Genomic DNA, 16,506 nt, shown 5'->3' on the forward strand with positions numbered 1-16,506 from the left:
CTAGCGGACGAGCGAGAGGAAAGAGGTGAGCGCGAAAAGGATGCCGAGGACGATAGTCGCGATGAAGAGCGTCTTTTCAAGGCCGCGCCTGGTATGGAATACCGAGCTCATATTGTCCGCGCTGCCGAGCGCGCCTCCGTTCTGCGCGCCTGTCTGCTGGAGAAGGACGGTCAGAATGAGGAGCACCGATATGGTTATCTGTATATACGGCAGCACGCTAGAAATACTCATGGAGGAGATACTACCACGCCTTCGGGAACGGCGCAATTCGAGGTCCGGCCAATAAAAAAGCCCGCGGCGGATGTTCAGTCCGGCGCGGGCTCGAGAGAGAGGGGGGGGGGAGAGCTATCGTTCAGAGTCGAAGGCGAGCGACGGATGCATGTCCCGCAGCTCGGCTTCGCTCATAGGCTCTGGCTGGACGAGGCTGCCGTCGTGGTACTTCTTGACGACGTATGCGACTCGTTTGATCGCCGGCATCCAGGCGTCTTCTTCGTTGAAGCGCTCGATGCAGACGCTGTTCTGGACCACCATGATGCTCAAGATCCCGAAGACTTCCATGATCTCCCGGAACGGCGCGGGAAAGGCTTTTTCCGGCATGTCTGCCGCCTGGCCTTTGAACCAGGAGATATCCGGGTGGATATCGCGGTCGAAATGCACGAAAGCGAGGCAAGAACTGACGATCTTGTATCCGTGAATCATTGTCGTTAAGGGTCTTAAGGGTTGAAAGTTCTAAGTTTGAGCCTATTTTACATTATATTGACAGCTCTTGTCAAGAGGTGTATAATTAGGTTAGGTTAACGTCTCCTCAGTTCACCCTCAACCCCGATTACGCCATGCTCTTCACATACGTTCTGGTCGCGGTGTGGATCGCCGCATATTTCGGTATCCTCATCGCGGATCTCGTCGGCCTCGCCGTGTACGCGTTCGAGAACCCTGACTGCAAAAAAGTCTCGGCGGCGGTGACGCTCGTCATCGGCGCTCTCCTCGTCGCGAGCCTCGGCTACGTCTCGATCCGCATCGCCCTGTTCTTCGGCTCCTATGTCTGGTGGAAAGAGCTCCTCGCCTCGCTCACGGTCTTCGCGATCTCCTGGAAGGCGAGCTGCAAGATCTACAAGAACATGGATTTCTTCATCACCCACGTGGATTATGACCTGATCCAGGGCAAAAAGCGGCGCTCCCGCCCGCCCACGTTCGTCTGAAGGACTCAAGACAAAGCTCCCGCCGTCCGGCACTCCCGGATGCGCGGGGCTTTTTTCTTTGGTAGAATAAGGCTCCCCGCGGTTCCATGAACGAACAAAACCATAAGGCCTCTCACAATCCCGTCCTGACCTTTCTCGACCGATTCCTCGACGTGCCGGAGGCTAAGGTCACGTATCTCACCAAAGCGACCGCCGTAGACCGGCTGCTCGCCAAGACCTTTCTCAAGCTCTTGCCTCCCGGCATCACGCCGAACGACATAACCAAGTTCAGGCTTCTTTCCGTTCCGTTCATCGGCGTCCTTCTCGGCTTCGATTTCTTCGCTTCCGGAACGGTGCTCTTCTTGTTCGCGGCATTCTCTGACGCGCTCGACGGCGCTCTCGCCAGGACGCAGAGGAAGATCACGACCTGGGGCACGCTCTATGATCCGATCGCGGACAAGCTCCTGATCGGCCTGGTCTCCGTCATTATCATCTCGAAATACGTGAGCACGCATCTGGCGCTCGCCATCGTCCTGATCGAGGTCGCCCTGGTATCGTCGGCGTATTACCGATATAAGGGCAGGGTGGTGCCGGCAAAGACCATGGGAAAGAGCAAGATGATCCTCCAGTGCGTGGGCATCATCGTGCTCCTCCTCTCAATTCTTTTTAATATCCCGGCACTGCTCGCGGTCGCTACGTGGATACTCTACGGAGCCGTCGTCTTCGGCCTTCTGTCGCTCTTTGTTTTTCGCTCGATATAATCCATACTTAAGCCATGAAAAGATCAACCATAATCATCATCGTCGTTGTCGTACTGATCCTCGGATATATAGGCGTCTCATATAATGGGCTCGTCACCGCGTCAGCGTCCGCCGACGCGCAGTGGGCGCAGGTAGAAACCCAGTATCAAAGGCGCTTCGACCTCATCCCGAATCTGGTGAACGCGGTCAAGGGCGCCATGAAGCAGGAGCAGGCGGTATTCGACGCTATAGCCGATGCTCGCACGCGATATTCGGGCGCCGCTACGGCGAGCGACAAGGCTGAAGCCGCGAGTGAAGTAGAGTCTGCGTACGCGCGGCTCCTCGTCGTTATGGAAAACTACCCGACGCTCAAGTCGTCCGAGAACGTCATGACGCTCCAGGCACAGATAGAAGGCACTGAAAACCGCATATCGGTCGAGCGCGGCAGGTATAACGACGCGGTCCGGGACTATAACCTCCGCGTAGCGCGATTCCCGAGCTCTCTCGTCGCGGGAACGTTCGGGTTCGGCGCCAAGGCATACTTCCAGTCCGCGGCGGGCGCCGACACGGCGCCGACCGTAGAGTTCTAAATATATGAAGCGAGCCGCCTTCATCATGAATGCGGTAGCGGCGCTCGCGAGCTCAATAATTATATTTTGCAGCCTCGCGAGCGCCGCTTTTGCCTATGTAAGCCCCGGCGAAGCCACGGGATACGCGAACGACTTCGCCCAAATACTTCCGGCCGATAAGCGGGCCGCTCTCGAATCGAAGCTCTCCGCATTCCATTCGGAAACAGGCGCAGAGATCGCCGTCGCGACGGTCAAAAGCCTCGACGGCGACACGGTAGAGGATTTCGCGGCGAAGCTTTTCCAGGAGTGGGGGATTGGAAGGAAAGATGCCGACAACGGCATGCTTATCCTCGTCGCCCCGAACGAACGGGAGATGAGGATCGAAGTCGGCTACGGGCTCGAACCTTCGGTGACCGACGCCGCGGCGTCTCTCATTGTGAGGAACATCATGATTCCGGCATTCCAAAAAGGCGATTATTACGCCGGCATAGACGCCGCGGCGGATCAGGCCATCGGGCTCATCAAAAACGATCCTGAAGCGGTGAAGTGGGCGAACGACGCCGAACATGCCGATTCCGCCGCGATATCGACGGGCCTCGTCATATTCCTTCTCTTCATCGCGTTCCGCCTGCTCATATTCATGGCGACGACGAAATCCTGGTGGCTCGGCGGTGTCGTCGGCGGGGCGCTCGGCCTCATATTCATAGGCACGCTTTTCGGTATTGCCGGATGCGCGCTGGGCGGACTTCTCGCCGATTTTCTTCTGTCCCGATTCGCAGGCGATTGGATCAAAAAGCATTTCCACGATCATCGCGGTCCGGGCGGCCCTTGGTTCATCGGCGGCCTTGGTGGGGGAAGGGGTGGCGGAGGATTCGGCGGGTTCGGAGGCGGATCATCGGGCGGCGGCGGCGCCAGCGGCCGCTGGTAAGCAGGCGGCTCCGCTCCGTAAGCTGGAAGCTATCGCGCGAGCCAGAGGGCGAAGGACAGATATATGATCGTGATGACCGCGAACGCTCCGACCGTCTTGAGGAAAAGATTCAGCGCCTCCTTCTTTTTCCCGTCGACGAGCAGGATCGCGGGCTGGTAAAAGAAGAGATATCCCATGAGGGCTACTGAAAGAGTGACGAGCGATACCATTCCCATCGGTATCAGCACGGTCTCCGGTCCCTGGAAGCGATTTTCGCCGACCCAGTTAAGCCCTAAGAAGATAAGCGCGATATAGCCTCCCGCCACAGCCGCATTATAGAAAGGATTTTTGCTCATGTCCTTTAGAATAGCTGATATGCCGATAATGTTACATCGTTTGGCGAAAGTCTGCGCATCGAGTATAAATAAGGTCTCACGGAGGCGTCGCATAGTGGTCTAGTGCGCGACCCTGGAAAGGTCGTATATCCGAAAGGGTATCGAGAGTTCGAATCTCTCCGCCTCCGCCAGTTTGACAACGGTTTTTCCGTGCCTAGTATGGGGTCCAGAACCCTCAACCCAACCCTCGATATATCGAAATAATGAGCAATGAACATATCGCGCAGGAGAATCTCCGGGCGCTCGCCAGTAACCCGTATCCCGGTCGCGGATTCGTCCTCGGCCTTTCCGAGGACGGCGAGTCCTTCTTCCAGGTCTATTGGATCATGGGCCGGAGCGAATCGAGTCGCAACCGCGTATTCGAATGTGGCATGGAGCAGCCGCTCTCTTTTTCCGGGCCTCGCGTCTCGACGAGGGCCGCCGATCCGTCCAAGGTCCAGGAGAAGGACCGGCATCTCATCATCTATGATGCGATGCTCGAGGCGCCTGGTCTCTTCGTCGTGAGCAACGGCGCCCAGACCAATGCCGTTCGCGACGCTATGAAGGACGGCGCCTTCCTTATGGACTCTCTCAAGGACTGGCAATACGAGCCTGACGCGCCGAATCATACGCCCCGCATCACGGGCGTGATCGACCTTCGTCCCGGCGGCGAGGCTGAAATCGCCGTGCTTCTCAAGACCCCGGACGGCGACGGATGCGTTCGGATGCGCTATCCTCTCGGCCTTCAGCCCGGTTTCGGATATTGCGTCACGACGTACGAGACCGACGGCAATCCGTTGCCTTCGTTCCGCAAACCGCCGTATATCATGCCGATCCGGGGCTTGGTTCACGATATCCTCGATACGTACTGGTCGGCGCTCGATAAGGTCAATCGGGTCGCGATCGTCGTAAAGCAGATCTGGCGCGAGCCGAAGTCATCGACCATCGCCATCGAGAACAAGCATCGGCTTCCCGGCTGACCGCCTTCCGTTCTTTGCGAAGCCGCCACAAGAAGTGGCGGCTTTTTCTTATACGGTCCGATTATATTTTCCCGTAACGGTATTCCAGTAGATGAACATGAGCTCGACGCTCGAATCGATGTACGAGCGCAGTCCAACCTTGGATCCCGCAGGATTATCCCAGACCACGGGCATCTCTTTCACCGCATAGCCATGCTTCTGGGCGATGACGAGGAGCTCGATGTCGAAGCCGAACCGCTCGATCTTCTGCAGGGCGAAGATTTCGTCCGCAGCGCGGGCGCTGAAGAGCTTGAAGCCGCGCTGGGTATCGGATACTCCCGATGCGGTCACGAGGCCCACGATCGCTTTCGTTATCTTGCCGAGCAGCCGGCGATGCCAGCCGTTATGCTCTATCGTCCGCGATCCTTCATGGGCGATCGAGCCGATCACGATATCGCAGCTTGACCCTCTCATGGCATCGAGGAATCGTTCGACGGCGCCGATCTTCACGGAATTGTCAGCATCCATGTAGAGCCTGTATGCGCCGCAGGCTTTTTCCATGCCAGTCTTCACGGCGTGGCCTTTGCCGCGGTTCTCGGCATGCTCGATCAGCCGCAGGCCGGGGAAGGATTCGGCGAATTCCTTCACTACGCGGCTCGTATCATCCCTCGATCCGTCGTCTACGACGATGATCTCATATCGAAGGCCCGCGGGCGCTGAAAAATATAAATAGCGCTTGATGCTGTCGAGCGTCGCGCCGATCCTCTTGGATTCATTATAGGCAGGGATAATAACCGACAGGTCGATGCCGTTTCTCATAGTGTTCATGTTTTTATCGCTAAGCAGTAAGCCTCTGCGTTTATTCGGGCCGTTCCCTGAAGACGAAGGTCTTATATCCGATGAAGTTCCACGCGAGGACCAGCAGGGTCCCGCATATCGCGCCCATGTTCGCCGCTACTCTGGAGTCCAAAGGCGAAGAGACGGTCAGGATGCGGAACGCTGCCGAAGAGACGGAGATATTGAGCAAAAATCCGGTGACCGAGATCAGGAGGAATCGCAGCCGCTCTTTGTTCAGGCCTTCCGTCTTTTGGGCATTTTTCCGGGCGAATACCCAGTATTTATTGAGGTAATAGCTTGTAATGACCGCCGCTATGAAGCTGATCCCTTTGAAAGCGGCGTATTCTGATTTTCCTATCGTCGAATCGTCGAGAAGCAGTAAGAAATTGAAGACCGCATAATCCACGCCTGTGTTCGCGATGCCGGCCAGTATGAATCGGATGTATCGAGCGAATTTTTTATCCATGTCGTTCGTTTTCGCCCCACGCTAATACGATCGGGCCGTTCCTATTGTTCCGAAGCGGCGAACCTATAGGATCGCCGGAGCGTATTACATGCGCATGCAATCCGGCACCGGAAAAATATCAGGCATGTGGGTATATGGGGCGTTCGCGTGCATGGCAATCGCCGCCGCCGTTTTTTTATTCAACCTCCGGTTCATGCTCGATGCGAGGCCGCCGGACTTCTCCCAGAAGACCCTGCTCCAGGCGGTCTGGCATCATTACAAGTCCGAATATCTGGAGCAAGGCACGCTCCGGAGCCTCGACAAAGATCAAGGGGGCGTAACCACGTCGGAAGGGCAGAGCTATATCATGCTCCGATCCGTCTGGATCGACGACAAGGCGACGTTCGATATCGCCTGGCAGTGGACCAAAGACAATATACAGAGGAAGGGCGACCATCTCATGAGCTGGCTCTTCGGCGAGCGTCCTGACGGATCGTACGGCGTCCTTACCGATCGCGGCGGAGAGAATACGGCGAGCGATGCCGACATCGATATCGCCCTTTCGCTGCTCTTCGCGTCCAAGCGATGGGGCAGCGATACCTATTTCGGCGACGCCATAGGCATCATCAGGGACATCTGGGACAGGGAAGTCGTCATCATCAGCGGTAAGCCGTATCTGCTGGCGAACGATGTCGAAAAACAGACATCCAAAAAGGTCCTTGTCGTCAATCCTTCGTACTTCGCGCCCTATGCGTTCAAAGCCTTCAAGCAGGCTGATCCTGACCATGATTGGCTCGGTCTGGCGTCTACGTCATACGACGTGGCGCTCGAGAGCGTTAAAGATCCTCTCGACAAAGCCAGCTCGGCCGGCCTGCCGCCTGATTGGATAGGCATGGACCGCGACACGGGCGCCATCGTATCCCTTTCGCGCGCGGCGAACGTCACCACTAATTTCAGCTTCGATGCCCTGCGGTTGCCGTGGAGGTTCGCCCTCGACTGGGAATGGAACAAGGATCCGCGCGCGAAAGCGGTGCTCGATGCCCTTGGCTACCTCTCTTCGGAATGGAGCGGGCATAAAGGGATCGCGTATGCCTATGCGCATGACGGGTCTCGCCTGACTGACAGCGAGTCAGCCGCCATGTACGGGGGCACGATCGGATATTTCATGGCGTCCGATCCCTCGAAGGCAAAAGAGGTGTATCTTTCGAAGCTCGACGCTCTCTATGATCCGAACGAATCGACATGGAGGTCGCCTCTCAGCTATTACGACGAGAACTGGGCATGGTTCGGCATGGCTCTGTATGCGGGAGAGCTTCGCAACCTCTATGAATAGGACCAGCTCGATCAAGCCGGGAATATATATCCTCCTCCTCATGGCGTGCGCCGCGGCTTTTTCTCTGGCGATGTGGATGGACGAGAGCCTACGCCTCGACGAGGCGCAGAGCGTGTGGCAGACTTCGCGCGACCTGCCAGGCGTCATGCGCTATATAGCCAAGGACGTCCACATGCCGCTCTATTTCATTCTCCTCCATTATTGGGAGATCGCATTCGGGACAGGCGAAGCGGCCATTAGGACGATGTCCCTCCTATTCTGCCTGGTATCGATACCCGCGATGTTTTACCTGGCGCTCCGGGCATATACTCCGCGCGTCGCATATTTCGCCTCGCTCCTCACGACCGTATCGCCATTCCTCGGCTGGTACGGATCCGAAGCCCGGATGTATTCGATGCTCTTCTTGTTCACCGCCCTCTCTCATCTGCTCTATATCAATCTGTGGAAGGCTCCTTCGCGGCGTATCTGGCTCTTGTACGGGATCGTGACGTTCCTCGGGCTCTTCACCCATATGTTCTTCGGATTCGTCGCATTGTCTCAAGCGGTGTTCTATTTCGCCCGACGGGATATCTTTCCGAAGGGAAGCCTGGCGCGATTTCTCGGGACGGCGGCGCTCTGCGCCGTTCCCGTAGCCGTCTGGTTCGTGTATCGCCGCGTGGCGGGAGCGGGACTGTCGAATCCTGTGCTCGCGGCGCCGACGTCTTTCGATTTCTTCAACCTCTTTTCTAATTTCTTCATCGGTTTCCAGACGGACGCGGTCAACACGATGTTCCTTTCCCTTTGGCCGCTCGCGGTGTTCGCAGCTTTCACTATCTTGAACAAGAAAAAGAGAACCGAGCCCCAGACCGGGTATCTGATGCTCGCGTCGCTCCTTCCGATCATGCTGACTTTCGCCGTGAGCGTCGCGTTCACGCCGATATTCCTGGGCCGCTATCTGATCGTGGCTTTGCCGAGCCTGTATCTCCTGGCTATCTATTTCCTGTCTTCCTACAAGCTGAGGGTCTCGAACTTCGTCCTCGGCGCGCTCTGCATCGGAGCTTTCTTCATGACCGGGTATCAGGCGGGCGACAAGGCTTCGCCAGTGAAGGAGGACTATCGATCCGTCGCGGCATACGTCGCCGCCCGCACCCGCGCCGACGACCTTCTCGTCGTATCGGCGCCGTTCCTTACGTATCCGATCGAATATTATTACCGGGGAGAAGCGCGCATCGAGACCTTTCCGCGATGGGACAGGTATACGGACGATCCTCTGCCTGAACCCTATAGCCCCGGCCTCATCGCGAAGGATTCGGCGGACTGGGCCAAGGTCTATCAGCGCGTCTATGTCGTCTTCGGCTACCATCAGCCGTACGAAGAGGACACGAGGTTCTATCTGGATACCCATTACGAGAGGATCGAAGAGAAAACATTCTCGTCTGGGCTATCGTTATACGTCTATAAGCTTAGATACCTCTGACGATGCCTTCGAAATTCGACTTTCTCCATAGCCGGTCGCAACGCTTGCTCCTCGCGGCGAACCTTGCTTTCGCCACGGTCTATTTCTTCGTCATCAGCTTTATGTTCCCGCATGGGAACGAGGCGCTGTTCTGGATGCTCCTCGCGGGCGAGATATTCCATGCCTGGCAGGCCGTCACCTATCTCTATACCGTCTGGATTATGGATCATGAGGCCAGGCACGACCCCGATTTCATGCCCGACGTAGACGTCTATATAACCGTCGCCGGAGAGCCGGCCGATATCGTAGAGGAGACCGCGCGCGCCGCGCGGGACATGGACTATCGCTTCCATCGCGTCTTCCTCTTGAACGACGGATTCGTCGCGAACAAGGCTCATTGGCAGGACGTCGAGGCGCTCGCCGAGAGGCTCGGTATCGCTTGCATCACGCGCAAGACGCCCGGCGGCGCTAAGGCTGGGAACATCAATAACGCTTTGTCGCATACCAAGGCGCCTTTCGTCGTCATCTTCGACGCCGACCATGCTCCGCATAAGGATTTCCTCCTGAAGACCGTCGGGTTCTTCTCGGATCCCGGGCTCGCATACGTCCAGACGCCGCAGTTCTATAAGAACGCGCACAAGAACGCGGTTGCCCTCTCCGCGTGGGAACAGCAGAAGCTCTTCTTCGGCCCGATATGTCGCGGCAAGAATCGTCTGAATTCGGGCACCATGTGCGGCACGAATATGGTCATCAGGCGGAGCGCTCTAGAGGAAGCGGGCGGCATGTGCCAGGAATCGATCGCGGAGGATTTCGTGACAGGGCTCTTCATCCATGAGAAGGGATGGAAGTCGCTCTATGTGCCCGAGGTGCTCGCCGAGGGGCTGGCTCCGGAGGATTTCCTGTCATATACCAAGCAACAATTCCGCTGGGCGCGCGGCGCCCTCGACGTCCTCTTTCGATACAATCTGTTTTTTCGCCGAGGACTTACTGCTGACCAGAAGATCCAGTATCTCTCGTCCGTCACCTATTTTCTTTCCGGTGCGGTCGTGCTCATGAACGTGCTTTTGCCCGTCCTGTTCCTCTATTTCGGCATATTCCCCATAAAGACGGATACGATGCTCCTGGCAGCGGTCTTTATCCCGTATATGTTCATCACCGTCGGCGTACTGTCATCGACATCGAACGGGCATTTTTCGTTCCGGGCCCTCTCGTTCTCCTTTTCCTCGTTCACAATCCATGTCCAAGCGCTCTGGTCCGCGATGACGGGTAGGAAATCGTCGTTCTCGATCACGTCGAAGAAGGGGATAGAGGGGAATTTCCTGTATCTCGTCATTCCGCACATCGCCTACCTCTTCCTCGTTGCCGGGGGCGTTCCGTTCGCGCTTGCGCGCGAAGGCCTTTCCGCGTCGGTCGTCAACAACTCTACTTGGGCACTCTTCAATGTCGGCATGTTCGTACCCTATATACTGGCCGCGGCGCCTGAAGGATTCGTAAAGCGGTATCTTAATCGTCTCTATGACATGATGTTCGTCCCTGAGGCCGTCGTTTCGACCAAGGTCAGGATGGTCGCGGGGCGGCTCTCGAGCATCGAGAAGGGGAAGCCATGAAAAGGCCCGCATTTTTATGCGGGCCTCGCGATATGTCACCCGGCCAGAGCTTTTTCAAGCTCGTTGAGTCTGGCGACGAGCTTCAATATGCCGTTGGAGAATGCTTCCCGGGTCATATACTGGACGAGCAGCTCTTGCGGCAGAGGAAACGCATCGTATTCGCGGAACGCATAGAAAGCGGAACCGAATAGCACACCGTTTTCGACGGAACCGAAGGCCTCGGAGATCGCCTCCATGGCGAACCAGTCATCCGATATAGCCTCCCGCATCTTCTTTTCCAGCTCTTGCCGCCTCTTTGCGACCATCAGGTCGACAAGCTTCCTTCGCCTCGGATAGAGGGCGATGCATATGCCGACCTCTTCGTCGGTCAGACCTGCAGGGATCATCCGGGGACTGAAGAACATATGCAGGTCGCCGCGGTCGGTCTTCGTCTTGAAGGCGCCGCTCGCCGCGTAATCCTGCATGCGACTCTCCTGCCGGTCGGCGCATTCCTGGAGCATCCTAGAGATAGTCTCTTCTCTGTCAGATTTATCGTTCATAAGGTACGTGCTGTTTGCCTCACGCTAGAGCATTCGCAGGGCCGTGTCAATCGCGCGAGGAATCGGTGTATACTGGATCGATGGAAACCTCTTCGACCGGAAATATCCCGACCATATCCCTCGGCGCCTGGAACCGGCTCGGTTCCCGCACGTATTGGCTCTTCTTGTCCCAAAAGCTGGAATACGCGACAGGCTTTCTTATCCTCGCCGTCATATTCACCGCGGTGCGCGGAGTTTCAGCTATTCCGGCGCCGGTCGTACCGTTCGTCGGCCTCGCGGGAGTCGTCTGCTTCATCGTATTCTTCATCGCCCTCGCGATCGCCATCGTCGCGAGCCGCCTTGCGTATCGAAGCTATGAATACTGCATAGACGAAGACGCGCTGAAGATCCGACAGGGGATCATGAATCAGCAGGAGATCGCCATTCCTTATCGCCAGATCCAGACGGTAGACATCGAAAGGAAATTGGGCGAAAGGCTCATGGGCCTTTCTCGCGTCGTCATACTGACCGCTGCTGAAGACAATGGGCGAACCGAATACAACGAATCCGAGGGCGCTCTGCCGGCTATGGACCAAAAGCTCGCCGCCGTCTTCCGCGACGAGCTTCTGAAGCGCGCCAACGTCCAGAAAGTCGTAAGCGCGATATAGATCATGGATTTCATCACCGCTATCATCTTGGGAATCGTCGAGGGCGTCACGGAGTTCCTGCCGATCTCTTCGACGGGGCATCTCGTCATCGTGAATCAATGGCTTTCATTCAGCCCTGATTTCACCAAGATGTTCGATGTCATCATCCAGCTCGGCGCCATCCTCGCGGTCCTCGCGCATTTCCGCTCGAAACTCCGCCCGCCGTTCGTTATATGGAAAAAAGCGATCGTCGCGGTCATTCCCGCGCTCGTCCTCGGCGCGCTCTTCGGAAGCGCGATCGAGGCCGCCCTCTTTAATCCTGACGTCGTCGCGGGCGCTCTCATTATCGGCGGCGCGATCCTTGTTTTGGTCGAAAAACGGACGCTCGCTCCGACGATCACCGAAGCGGGTGCCGTAGGATACAAGAAAGCTCTCTATATCGGCCTTGCCCAATGCCTCGCTCTCATACCTGGTACGTCGCGATCGGCCGCCTCGGTCATCGGCGCGCGATTGCTCGGCATGTCGCGGCCTGCCGCCGCCGAATTCTCTTTCTTCCTCGCCGTGCCGACGATGCTCGCCGCTTCGGGGTATTCGCTTTTGAAGCACGGCATCCATATGACGGGCCACGAGGCTGCGCTTTTGGTCACAGGCTTCGTCGTTTCGTTCGTCGTCGCCTGGGCGGTCATCGGCGCATTCATGAGATTCATCCAAACCAGGAGCTTTGCTTCATTCGGCTGGTACCGGATCGTCCTCGGCGCGATTGTGCTTCTCTTCCTTGCGCGCTAATCTATCTCCATGCCTTCTCTGGTAGATTCGATACTCTCGCGCGTATCCGAGCTCGATTCCTCGCTCATATACCTGGTCCAATCCATCGGTCCCGGATTCCAGGGGATAGCGCGATTCATATCGCACGGCGCTATTTCGAACCTGGTATTCCTCGCGCTCGTCCTCGGCGCGCTCCTTCTCATAGAGAAATGGCGGATCTCTCTCGAAGTCGTCATCATCGCCCTCGTATCCTATGGAGCGCTCGTGCTCCTCAAGCTCTTTTTTCACGTAGACAGACCGTATGCGGTCGATCCGCTCGTCGTTGCGTATGACAAAGACATCGGCTTCGGCCTGCCTTCGATCCATGCGGCGATGTCGGTCGTCGTCCTGGGCTGGATCGCTCTCCGTCACCCGAAAAGCCATGTCGTCCTCTGGGGCTCGGTCGCTCTTATCGTGCTCGTCGGTCTTTCGCGCGTGTATCTCGGCGTCCATTATCCGTCCCAGGTGCTCGCCGGATGGATATTCGGCATCCTCTTCCTTTATATATTCAGAGTCATAGACAAGCGGCTCTGGTCTCCGTTCCAAAAGAAGCTAAAATAACTAACCCTATGAAGCAGCCTGAAGCAAGCCGCACTTGGATCGAGATCGATCTTGGGGCTATAGAAAAGAACGCCGCTGTCTTGAAAGCGCTCGTCGGCGCATCGGCGAACGTCATGGCTGTAGTTAAGTCGAATGCGTACGGCCACGGCATGGTCGAATCGGCGCGCGCGGCTCTGCGCGGCGGCGCGACCTGGCTCGGCGTGGACGAATTATCGGAGGCATTAGAGCTCCGCAAAGCGCGCATCAAGGCGCCGATACTGGTTTTGGGGTACACGCTCCCGACGCTCTATAAAACCGCGGCGGAAAAGGATGTCTCTCTCACCATTTCATCCCTCGAATCGCTTCAGGCCCTGTCGCGGGCGAAATTGCCCAAAGCCAAGGCGAATATGCTCCGCATCCACGTGAAATTCGATACGGGCCTCCACAGGCAGGGCATTTTGGAGACCTATGTCCAGCAAGCGGTGCGCTTGCTGACCGCAAAGGGCTTTCCTGCTGTCGTCGAAGGCGTCTATACCCATTTCGCCGCCATGGAAGATCCGATGCACCGCGAATATTCCGAGGCGCAGGCGCGATCATTCCGCGCCATCGTCGCGAAGATCCGCGAAAAGGGATTGAAGCCGATCACGCATTCGTCCGCGTCGTCAGGGATACTTTTCTCCAAGGACTTTCATTTCGATATGGCGCGCGCAGGAATCGCCCTCTACGGCCTCTGGCCGTCGCGGGAGATAAAAAAGTGGGCCGAAAGCGTCGGCGGGGAGGCATATGTGCCGAAACTCGCTCCCGCTCTTTCATGGAAAGCGATCGTCTCCGAAGTGAAGCTCATACCCAAGGGTGCCAAGGTCGGCTATGACCTGACGTTCGAAGCGAAGCGCCCGTCGAGGATCGCCGTCATCCCGGTCGGATACTGGCACGGCCTGCCGCGCTCGCTTTCGAACAAAGGCCAGGTCGCCATCCGCGGCGCTCGGGCCAGTATCATCGGCCGCATCTCGATGGATATGACCATCCTCGACGTCACCGACATACCGAGCGTTCGCGAAGGCGACGAAGCGACGATCATCGGCGCGGGTATGGGCGTCGAACAAGTCGCCGAAAGGGCGGGGACGATCAATTACGAGCTCGTCACGCGCATTAATCCCCTTATCCCTCGAATATCATAATGGCCCATATCAGCAGAAAGCGATCGGCGGCGCTCCTCATTATCGCGGGATTTTTCGACCTTCTGTCGCTCGTACCAGGGCTTTCGGAGATCGTATCCATCATCGGTCAGATCGTTATGGGATGCCTATTCTTTACCCAGGGCGTGAACGTATTCCAGGGTAGGCAGGCGACGCTCTATATCGTCTCGACCCTGGTCGAAGCGATCCCTGCGACGAGCTTCGCCCCTATGTTCCTGATAGAGACCTTGGTCCTCATATCTTGGTCAAAGAGGCGATAATTTGCCCTTTTCAGGGCGCCGTGATACTATCCCCCTACAACTTTTATTCAATCCCATGTCCCAGGACCAACTCATCATTCTGCGCAATAAAGAGACCGGCGAGGTCTACTATAGCCGCAAGAACAAGCGCAAAGTAGAGCGCAAGATCGAGCTCAAGAAATACTCGAAGAAGCTCCGAAAGCGCGTCACCTTCAAGGAAGCGAAGAAGTAAGAAAAAACCGCCGATTAGGCGGTCTTTTCTTGACCCGTTTCAATTAATCAGTATAAAGATATGAGAATCCAAGGCATCCAGCCGGGGACGTAAATTCACATCGGAGAATCAATCTATGCCACCCTTCGTCAGTCTTCCTAAAGGCACGATCATCATTAAGCGGCACACGGTCGCTGTACTCAGCAGAAAGCCCGGCGCTCGAAAAGCCTTGATCGGTCTGTGCGAACAAGCATCTACAGAGCTCAAGAGCGACCGCATGCGTTGGCGCGCTCCGGAGCATCAATTCCGCTGGTATTGGGAAACTATTCACCATTTCAGCGTCAAGCTTTTGAAAAAGCCCGAGCTCGATCTTGTCGCAATGCTTCGTAAATTCACCGCGAAGACGAATTTCAACGCAACCGGCTACAATGCCGCTCTTTCCCAGATCCTTCCCTCGTGAGGGATTACGAGCTCCGCCCAGTACGGCGGAGCTTTTTGTTATCTACCATCTGATGCGGGCGATGAGGGAATCGAACCCCCGACAAGGCGTTTGGAGTGCCTCGTTATGCCACTTAACTAATCGCCCTTGCTAGGGATTTATACCATAAAACTCTTAATTTTTCCTTATGGAGCGGGTAAGAGAAAAGCCCAAGCGTTTGCTTGAGCTCTCCTGAATGCAACGATCCGATGTCGAATCGGACCAGTGGGTTACCCCAAATGTAATATAAGTATATACTTCTTCCCGTACTAATCAATATGGAACCGCTCGCGAACAAGATACGCCCTGAAAGACTGAAGGATTTCGTCGGTCAGGAAGAGCTGGTCGGATCAGGGAAGCCGCTCCGCAAAGCGATCGAGGATCGCCATCTTTTCTCGTTCATACTCTGGGGTCCGCCGGGCGTGGGCAAGACCACTCTCGCGCGCATATATGCCAAGGCTCTCGACGCGCGATTCTATGAATTGTCTGCAGTCTCTGCGGGCAAAGAAGACATACGTAAGATCGTAGATGGTTCGACGCTCCTTGATCAGCGCCCGAAAGTGCTATTTCTCGACGAGATCCATCGCTTCAACAAGGCCCAGCAGGATTTCCTTTTGCCGTTCGTCGAGAGCGGCCGGCTGACATTGATCGGCGCGACGACGGAGAATCCGTCTTTCGAAGTCATATCCGCATTGCTCTCGCGCTGCCGCGTATTCGTCCTGAAGAGCCTTGCCGAAGATGATATAAAAGCGATCGTAAAAAGGACCAAGCTCAACATACCGAAAGATGCGCTCGATTGGCTTGCCTCCTTGGCCAACGGCGATGCGCGCATCGCTCTGACTGCTTTGGATAATGCCCAAAAATTATACGGGTCCGTGACACTCGAAAATCTCAAAAAAGCCTTCGAACAGATATTTATTCGCTTCGATAAAAAGGGCGAAGAGCACTATGACACCATTTCGGCATTCATAAAATCGATGCGTTCGGGTGACGCTGATGCCGCGCTCTATTACTTGGCCCGCATGATCGAGGGCGGCGAGGACCCGAAATTCATAGCCCGTCGCATGGTCATATTCGCATCCGAAGATATCGGCCTGGCCCAGCCGACGGCGCTTGTCGTCGCGAACGAGGTATTCCGCGCGGTCGAAACGATCGGCTTGCCCGAAGCGGCCATCAATCTGGCTCACGGCACGGCGTATCTCGCGCTCGCCGCCAAAGACCGCTCGTCATATGACGCGTATTTCGAAGCGCTCGACGACGTTAAGAAACTCGGTAATCTGCCTATTCCCCTGAAGATCCGCAATGCGCCGACCAAGCTCATGAGAGGGCTCGGCTATCACAAAGGCTATAAGAAATACGATGCCGACAGTTACCTGCCGGACAAGATAAAGGGGAAGAGATATCTGAAAAGAAGCAATAAAAAACCGAATCAGTGAAGATTCGGTTAGCTATCAAAGGATGAGCTGTTTGAGTTGATTCAAAGTAGAGG

The 16,506-nt window shown here is 56.3% G+C and carries 22 protein-coding genes and 2 tRNA genes; 17 read left to right on the forward strand and 7 right to left on the reverse strand.

What is annotated here, in order from left to right; all coding sequences use genetic code 11:
• Positions 1-231 carry a preprotein translocase subunit SecG gene (secG, locus tag VHE10_03125; GenBank protein HVU06752.1) on the reverse strand — a complete coding sequence of 77 codons (231 nt, stop codon included), beginning with the start codon at positions 229-231 and terminating at the stop codon, positions 1-3.
• 114 nt (positions 232-345) lie between these two features.
• Complete coding sequence (locus VHE10_03130; protein ID HVU06753.1) at positions 346-699, reverse strand: hypothetical protein; 354 nt, start codon at positions 697-699, stop codon at positions 346-348.
• 134 nt (positions 700-833) lie between these two features.
• Between VHE10_03130 and VHE10_03135 the strand changes: the two genes are divergently transcribed.
• The 4 genes from VHE10_03135 (at position 834) to VHE10_03150 (ending at position 3,415) form a co-directional block, all read left to right on the forward strand.
• Complete coding sequence (locus tag VHE10_03135; protein ID HVU06754.1) at positions 834-1,199, forward strand: hypothetical protein; 366 nt, start codon at positions 834-836, stop codon at positions 1,197-1,199.
• Positions 1,200-1,285: 86 nt separating this feature from the next.
• Positions 1,286-1,939: a CDP-alcohol phosphatidyltransferase family protein gene (locus VHE10_03140; GenBank protein ID HVU06755.1), complete on the forward strand. Its 654-nt coding sequence runs from the start codon at positions 1,286-1,288 to the stop codon at positions 1,937-1,939.
• Positions 1,940-1,953: 14 nt separating this feature from the next.
• Positions 1,954-2,508 (forward strand): LemA family protein, encoded by a 555-nt coding sequence (locus VHE10_03145; GenBank protein HVU06756.1) that lies wholly within the window; start codon positions 1,954-1,956, stop codon positions 2,506-2,508.
• 4 nt (positions 2,509-2,512) lie between these two features.
• Positions 2,513-3,415, forward strand: coding sequence for a TPM domain-containing protein (locus VHE10_03150; protein HVU06757.1), 903 nt, complete (start codon positions 2,513-2,515; stop codon positions 3,413-3,415).
• Between the two features lie 29 nt (positions 3,416-3,444).
• On the opposite strand, the gene VHE10_03155 is transcribed toward VHE10_03150, so the two are convergent.
• Positions 3,445-3,750 carry a hypothetical protein gene (locus tag VHE10_03155; protein ID HVU06758.1) on the reverse strand — a complete coding sequence of 102 codons (306 nt, stop codon included), beginning with the start codon at positions 3,748-3,750 and terminating at the stop codon, positions 3,445-3,447.
• An 80-nt stretch (positions 3,751-3,830) separates the two neighbouring features.
• Between VHE10_03155 and VHE10_03160 the strand changes: the two genes are divergently transcribed.
• Together VHE10_03160 and VHE10_03165 are read left to right on the forward strand one after the other, a co-directional pair.
• Positions 3,831-3,920, forward strand: a tRNA-Ser gene (locus VHE10_03160).
• Between the two features lie 72 nt (positions 3,921-3,992).
• Complete coding sequence (locus tag VHE10_03165) at positions 3,993-4,748, forward strand: IMP cyclohydrolase (protein ID HVU06759.1); 756 nt, start codon at positions 3,993-3,995, stop codon at positions 4,746-4,748.
• 48 nt (positions 4,749-4,796) lie between these two features.
• Here VHE10_03165 and VHE10_03170 read toward each other — a convergent pair whose 3' ends face one another.
• Together VHE10_03170 and VHE10_03175 are read right to left on the reverse strand one after the other, a co-directional pair.
• Positions 4,797-5,555: a dolichyl-phosphate beta-glucosyltransferase gene (locus VHE10_03170; GenBank protein ID HVU06760.1), complete on the reverse strand. Its 759-nt coding sequence runs from the start codon at positions 5,553-5,555 to the stop codon at positions 4,797-4,799.
• A 31-nt stretch (positions 5,556-5,586) separates the two neighbouring features.
• The gene (locus tag VHE10_03175; protein ID HVU06761.1) at positions 5,587-6,030 is read right to left on the reverse strand and encodes a GtrA family protein; all 444 of its coding nucleotides are present in this window, start codon (positions 6,028-6,030) and stop codon (positions 5,587-5,589) included.
• A 94-nt stretch (positions 6,031-6,124) separates the two neighbouring features.
• On the opposite strand from VHE10_03175, the gene VHE10_03180 reads away from it, so the two are divergent.
• From VHE10_03180 to VHE10_03190, 3 genes are read left to right on the forward strand one after another with little or no spacing between them, the layout of a single operon-like run.
• Positions 6,125-7,342, forward strand: coding sequence for a glycosyl hydrolase family 8 (locus tag VHE10_03180; protein HVU06762.1), 1,218 nt, complete (start codon positions 6,125-6,127; stop codon positions 7,340-7,342).
• Complete coding sequence (locus VHE10_03185; protein HVU06763.1) at positions 7,335-8,798, forward strand: glycosyltransferase family 39 protein; 1,464 nt, start codon at positions 7,335-7,337, stop codon at positions 8,796-8,798. Before VHE10_03180 ends, VHE10_03185 begins: the two co-directional genes overlap by 8 nt.
• 2 nt (positions 8,799-8,800) lie before the next feature.
• Positions 8,801-10,384, forward strand: a complete 1,584-nt coding sequence (locus VHE10_03190) for a glycosyltransferase (GenBank protein HVU06764.1) — start codon at positions 8,801-8,803, stop codon at positions 10,382-10,384.
• A gap of 35 nt (positions 10,385-10,419) precedes the next feature.
• Here the strand turns inward: VHE10_03190 and VHE10_03195 are convergent, their stop codons facing one another.
• Positions 10,420-10,923: a hypothetical protein gene (locus tag VHE10_03195; GenBank protein HVU06765.1), complete on the reverse strand. Its 504-nt coding sequence runs from the start codon at positions 10,921-10,923 to the stop codon at positions 10,420-10,422.
• 80 nt (positions 10,924-11,003) lie between these two features.
• On the opposite strand from VHE10_03195, the gene VHE10_03200 reads away from it, so the two are divergent.
• From VHE10_03200 to VHE10_03230, 7 genes are all read left to right on the forward strand, one after another.
• Entirely contained in the window at positions 11,004-11,570 is a 567-nt protein-coding gene (locus VHE10_03200; GenBank protein ID HVU06766.1) for a PH domain-containing protein, read from the forward strand.
• A gap of 3 nt (positions 11,571-11,573) precedes the next feature.
• Positions 11,574-12,335 (forward strand): undecaprenyl-diphosphate phosphatase, encoded by a 762-nt coding sequence (locus VHE10_03205; protein ID HVU06767.1) that lies wholly within the window; start codon positions 11,574-11,576, stop codon positions 12,333-12,335.
• 9 nt (positions 12,336-12,344) lie between these two features.
• Positions 12,345-12,914, forward strand: coding sequence for a phosphatase PAP2 family protein (locus VHE10_03210; protein ID HVU06768.1), 570 nt, complete (start codon positions 12,345-12,347; stop codon positions 12,912-12,914).
• 8 nt (positions 12,915-12,922) lie between these two features.
• Positions 12,923-14,071: an alanine racemase gene (gene alr / locus VHE10_03215; protein HVU06769.1), complete on the forward strand. Its 1,149-nt coding sequence runs from the start codon at positions 12,923-12,925 to the stop codon at positions 14,069-14,071.
• Positions 14,071-14,349: a hypothetical protein gene (locus VHE10_03220; protein HVU06770.1), complete on the forward strand. Its 279-nt coding sequence runs from the start codon at positions 14,071-14,073 to the stop codon at positions 14,347-14,349. Before alr ends, VHE10_03220 begins: the two co-directional genes overlap by 1 nt.
• Positions 14,350-14,404: 55 nt before the next feature.
• Positions 14,405-14,560: a 50S ribosomal protein L33 gene (gene rpmG, locus VHE10_03225; protein HVU06771.1), complete on the forward strand. Its 156-nt coding sequence runs from the start codon at positions 14,405-14,407 to the stop codon at positions 14,558-14,560.
• Positions 14,561-14,675: 115 nt separating this feature from the next.
• Complete coding sequence (locus VHE10_03230; GenBank protein HVU06772.1) at positions 14,676-14,999, forward strand: hypothetical protein; 324 nt, start codon at positions 14,676-14,678, stop codon at positions 14,997-14,999.
• Between the two features lie 55 nt (positions 15,000-15,054).
• Here VHE10_03230 and VHE10_03235 read toward each other — a convergent pair.
• A tRNA-Trp gene (locus VHE10_03235) sits at positions 15,055-15,125 on the reverse strand.
• 170 nt (positions 15,126-15,295) lie between these two features.
• Between VHE10_03235 and VHE10_03240 the strand changes: the two genes are divergently transcribed.
• The gene (locus tag VHE10_03240; GenBank protein ID HVU06773.1) at positions 15,296-16,453 is read left to right on the forward strand and encodes a replication-associated recombination protein A; all 1,158 of its coding nucleotides are present in this window, start codon (positions 15,296-15,298) and stop codon (positions 16,451-16,453) included.
• Positions 16,454-16,506 lie beyond the last annotated feature (53 nt).

This window comes from Candidatus Paceibacterota bacterium (assembly GCA_035546035.1).
In the GTDB taxonomy this organism is placed as follows: domain Bacteria; phylum Patescibacteriota; class Minisyncoccia; order Phycocordibacterales; family UBA6065; genus UBA6065.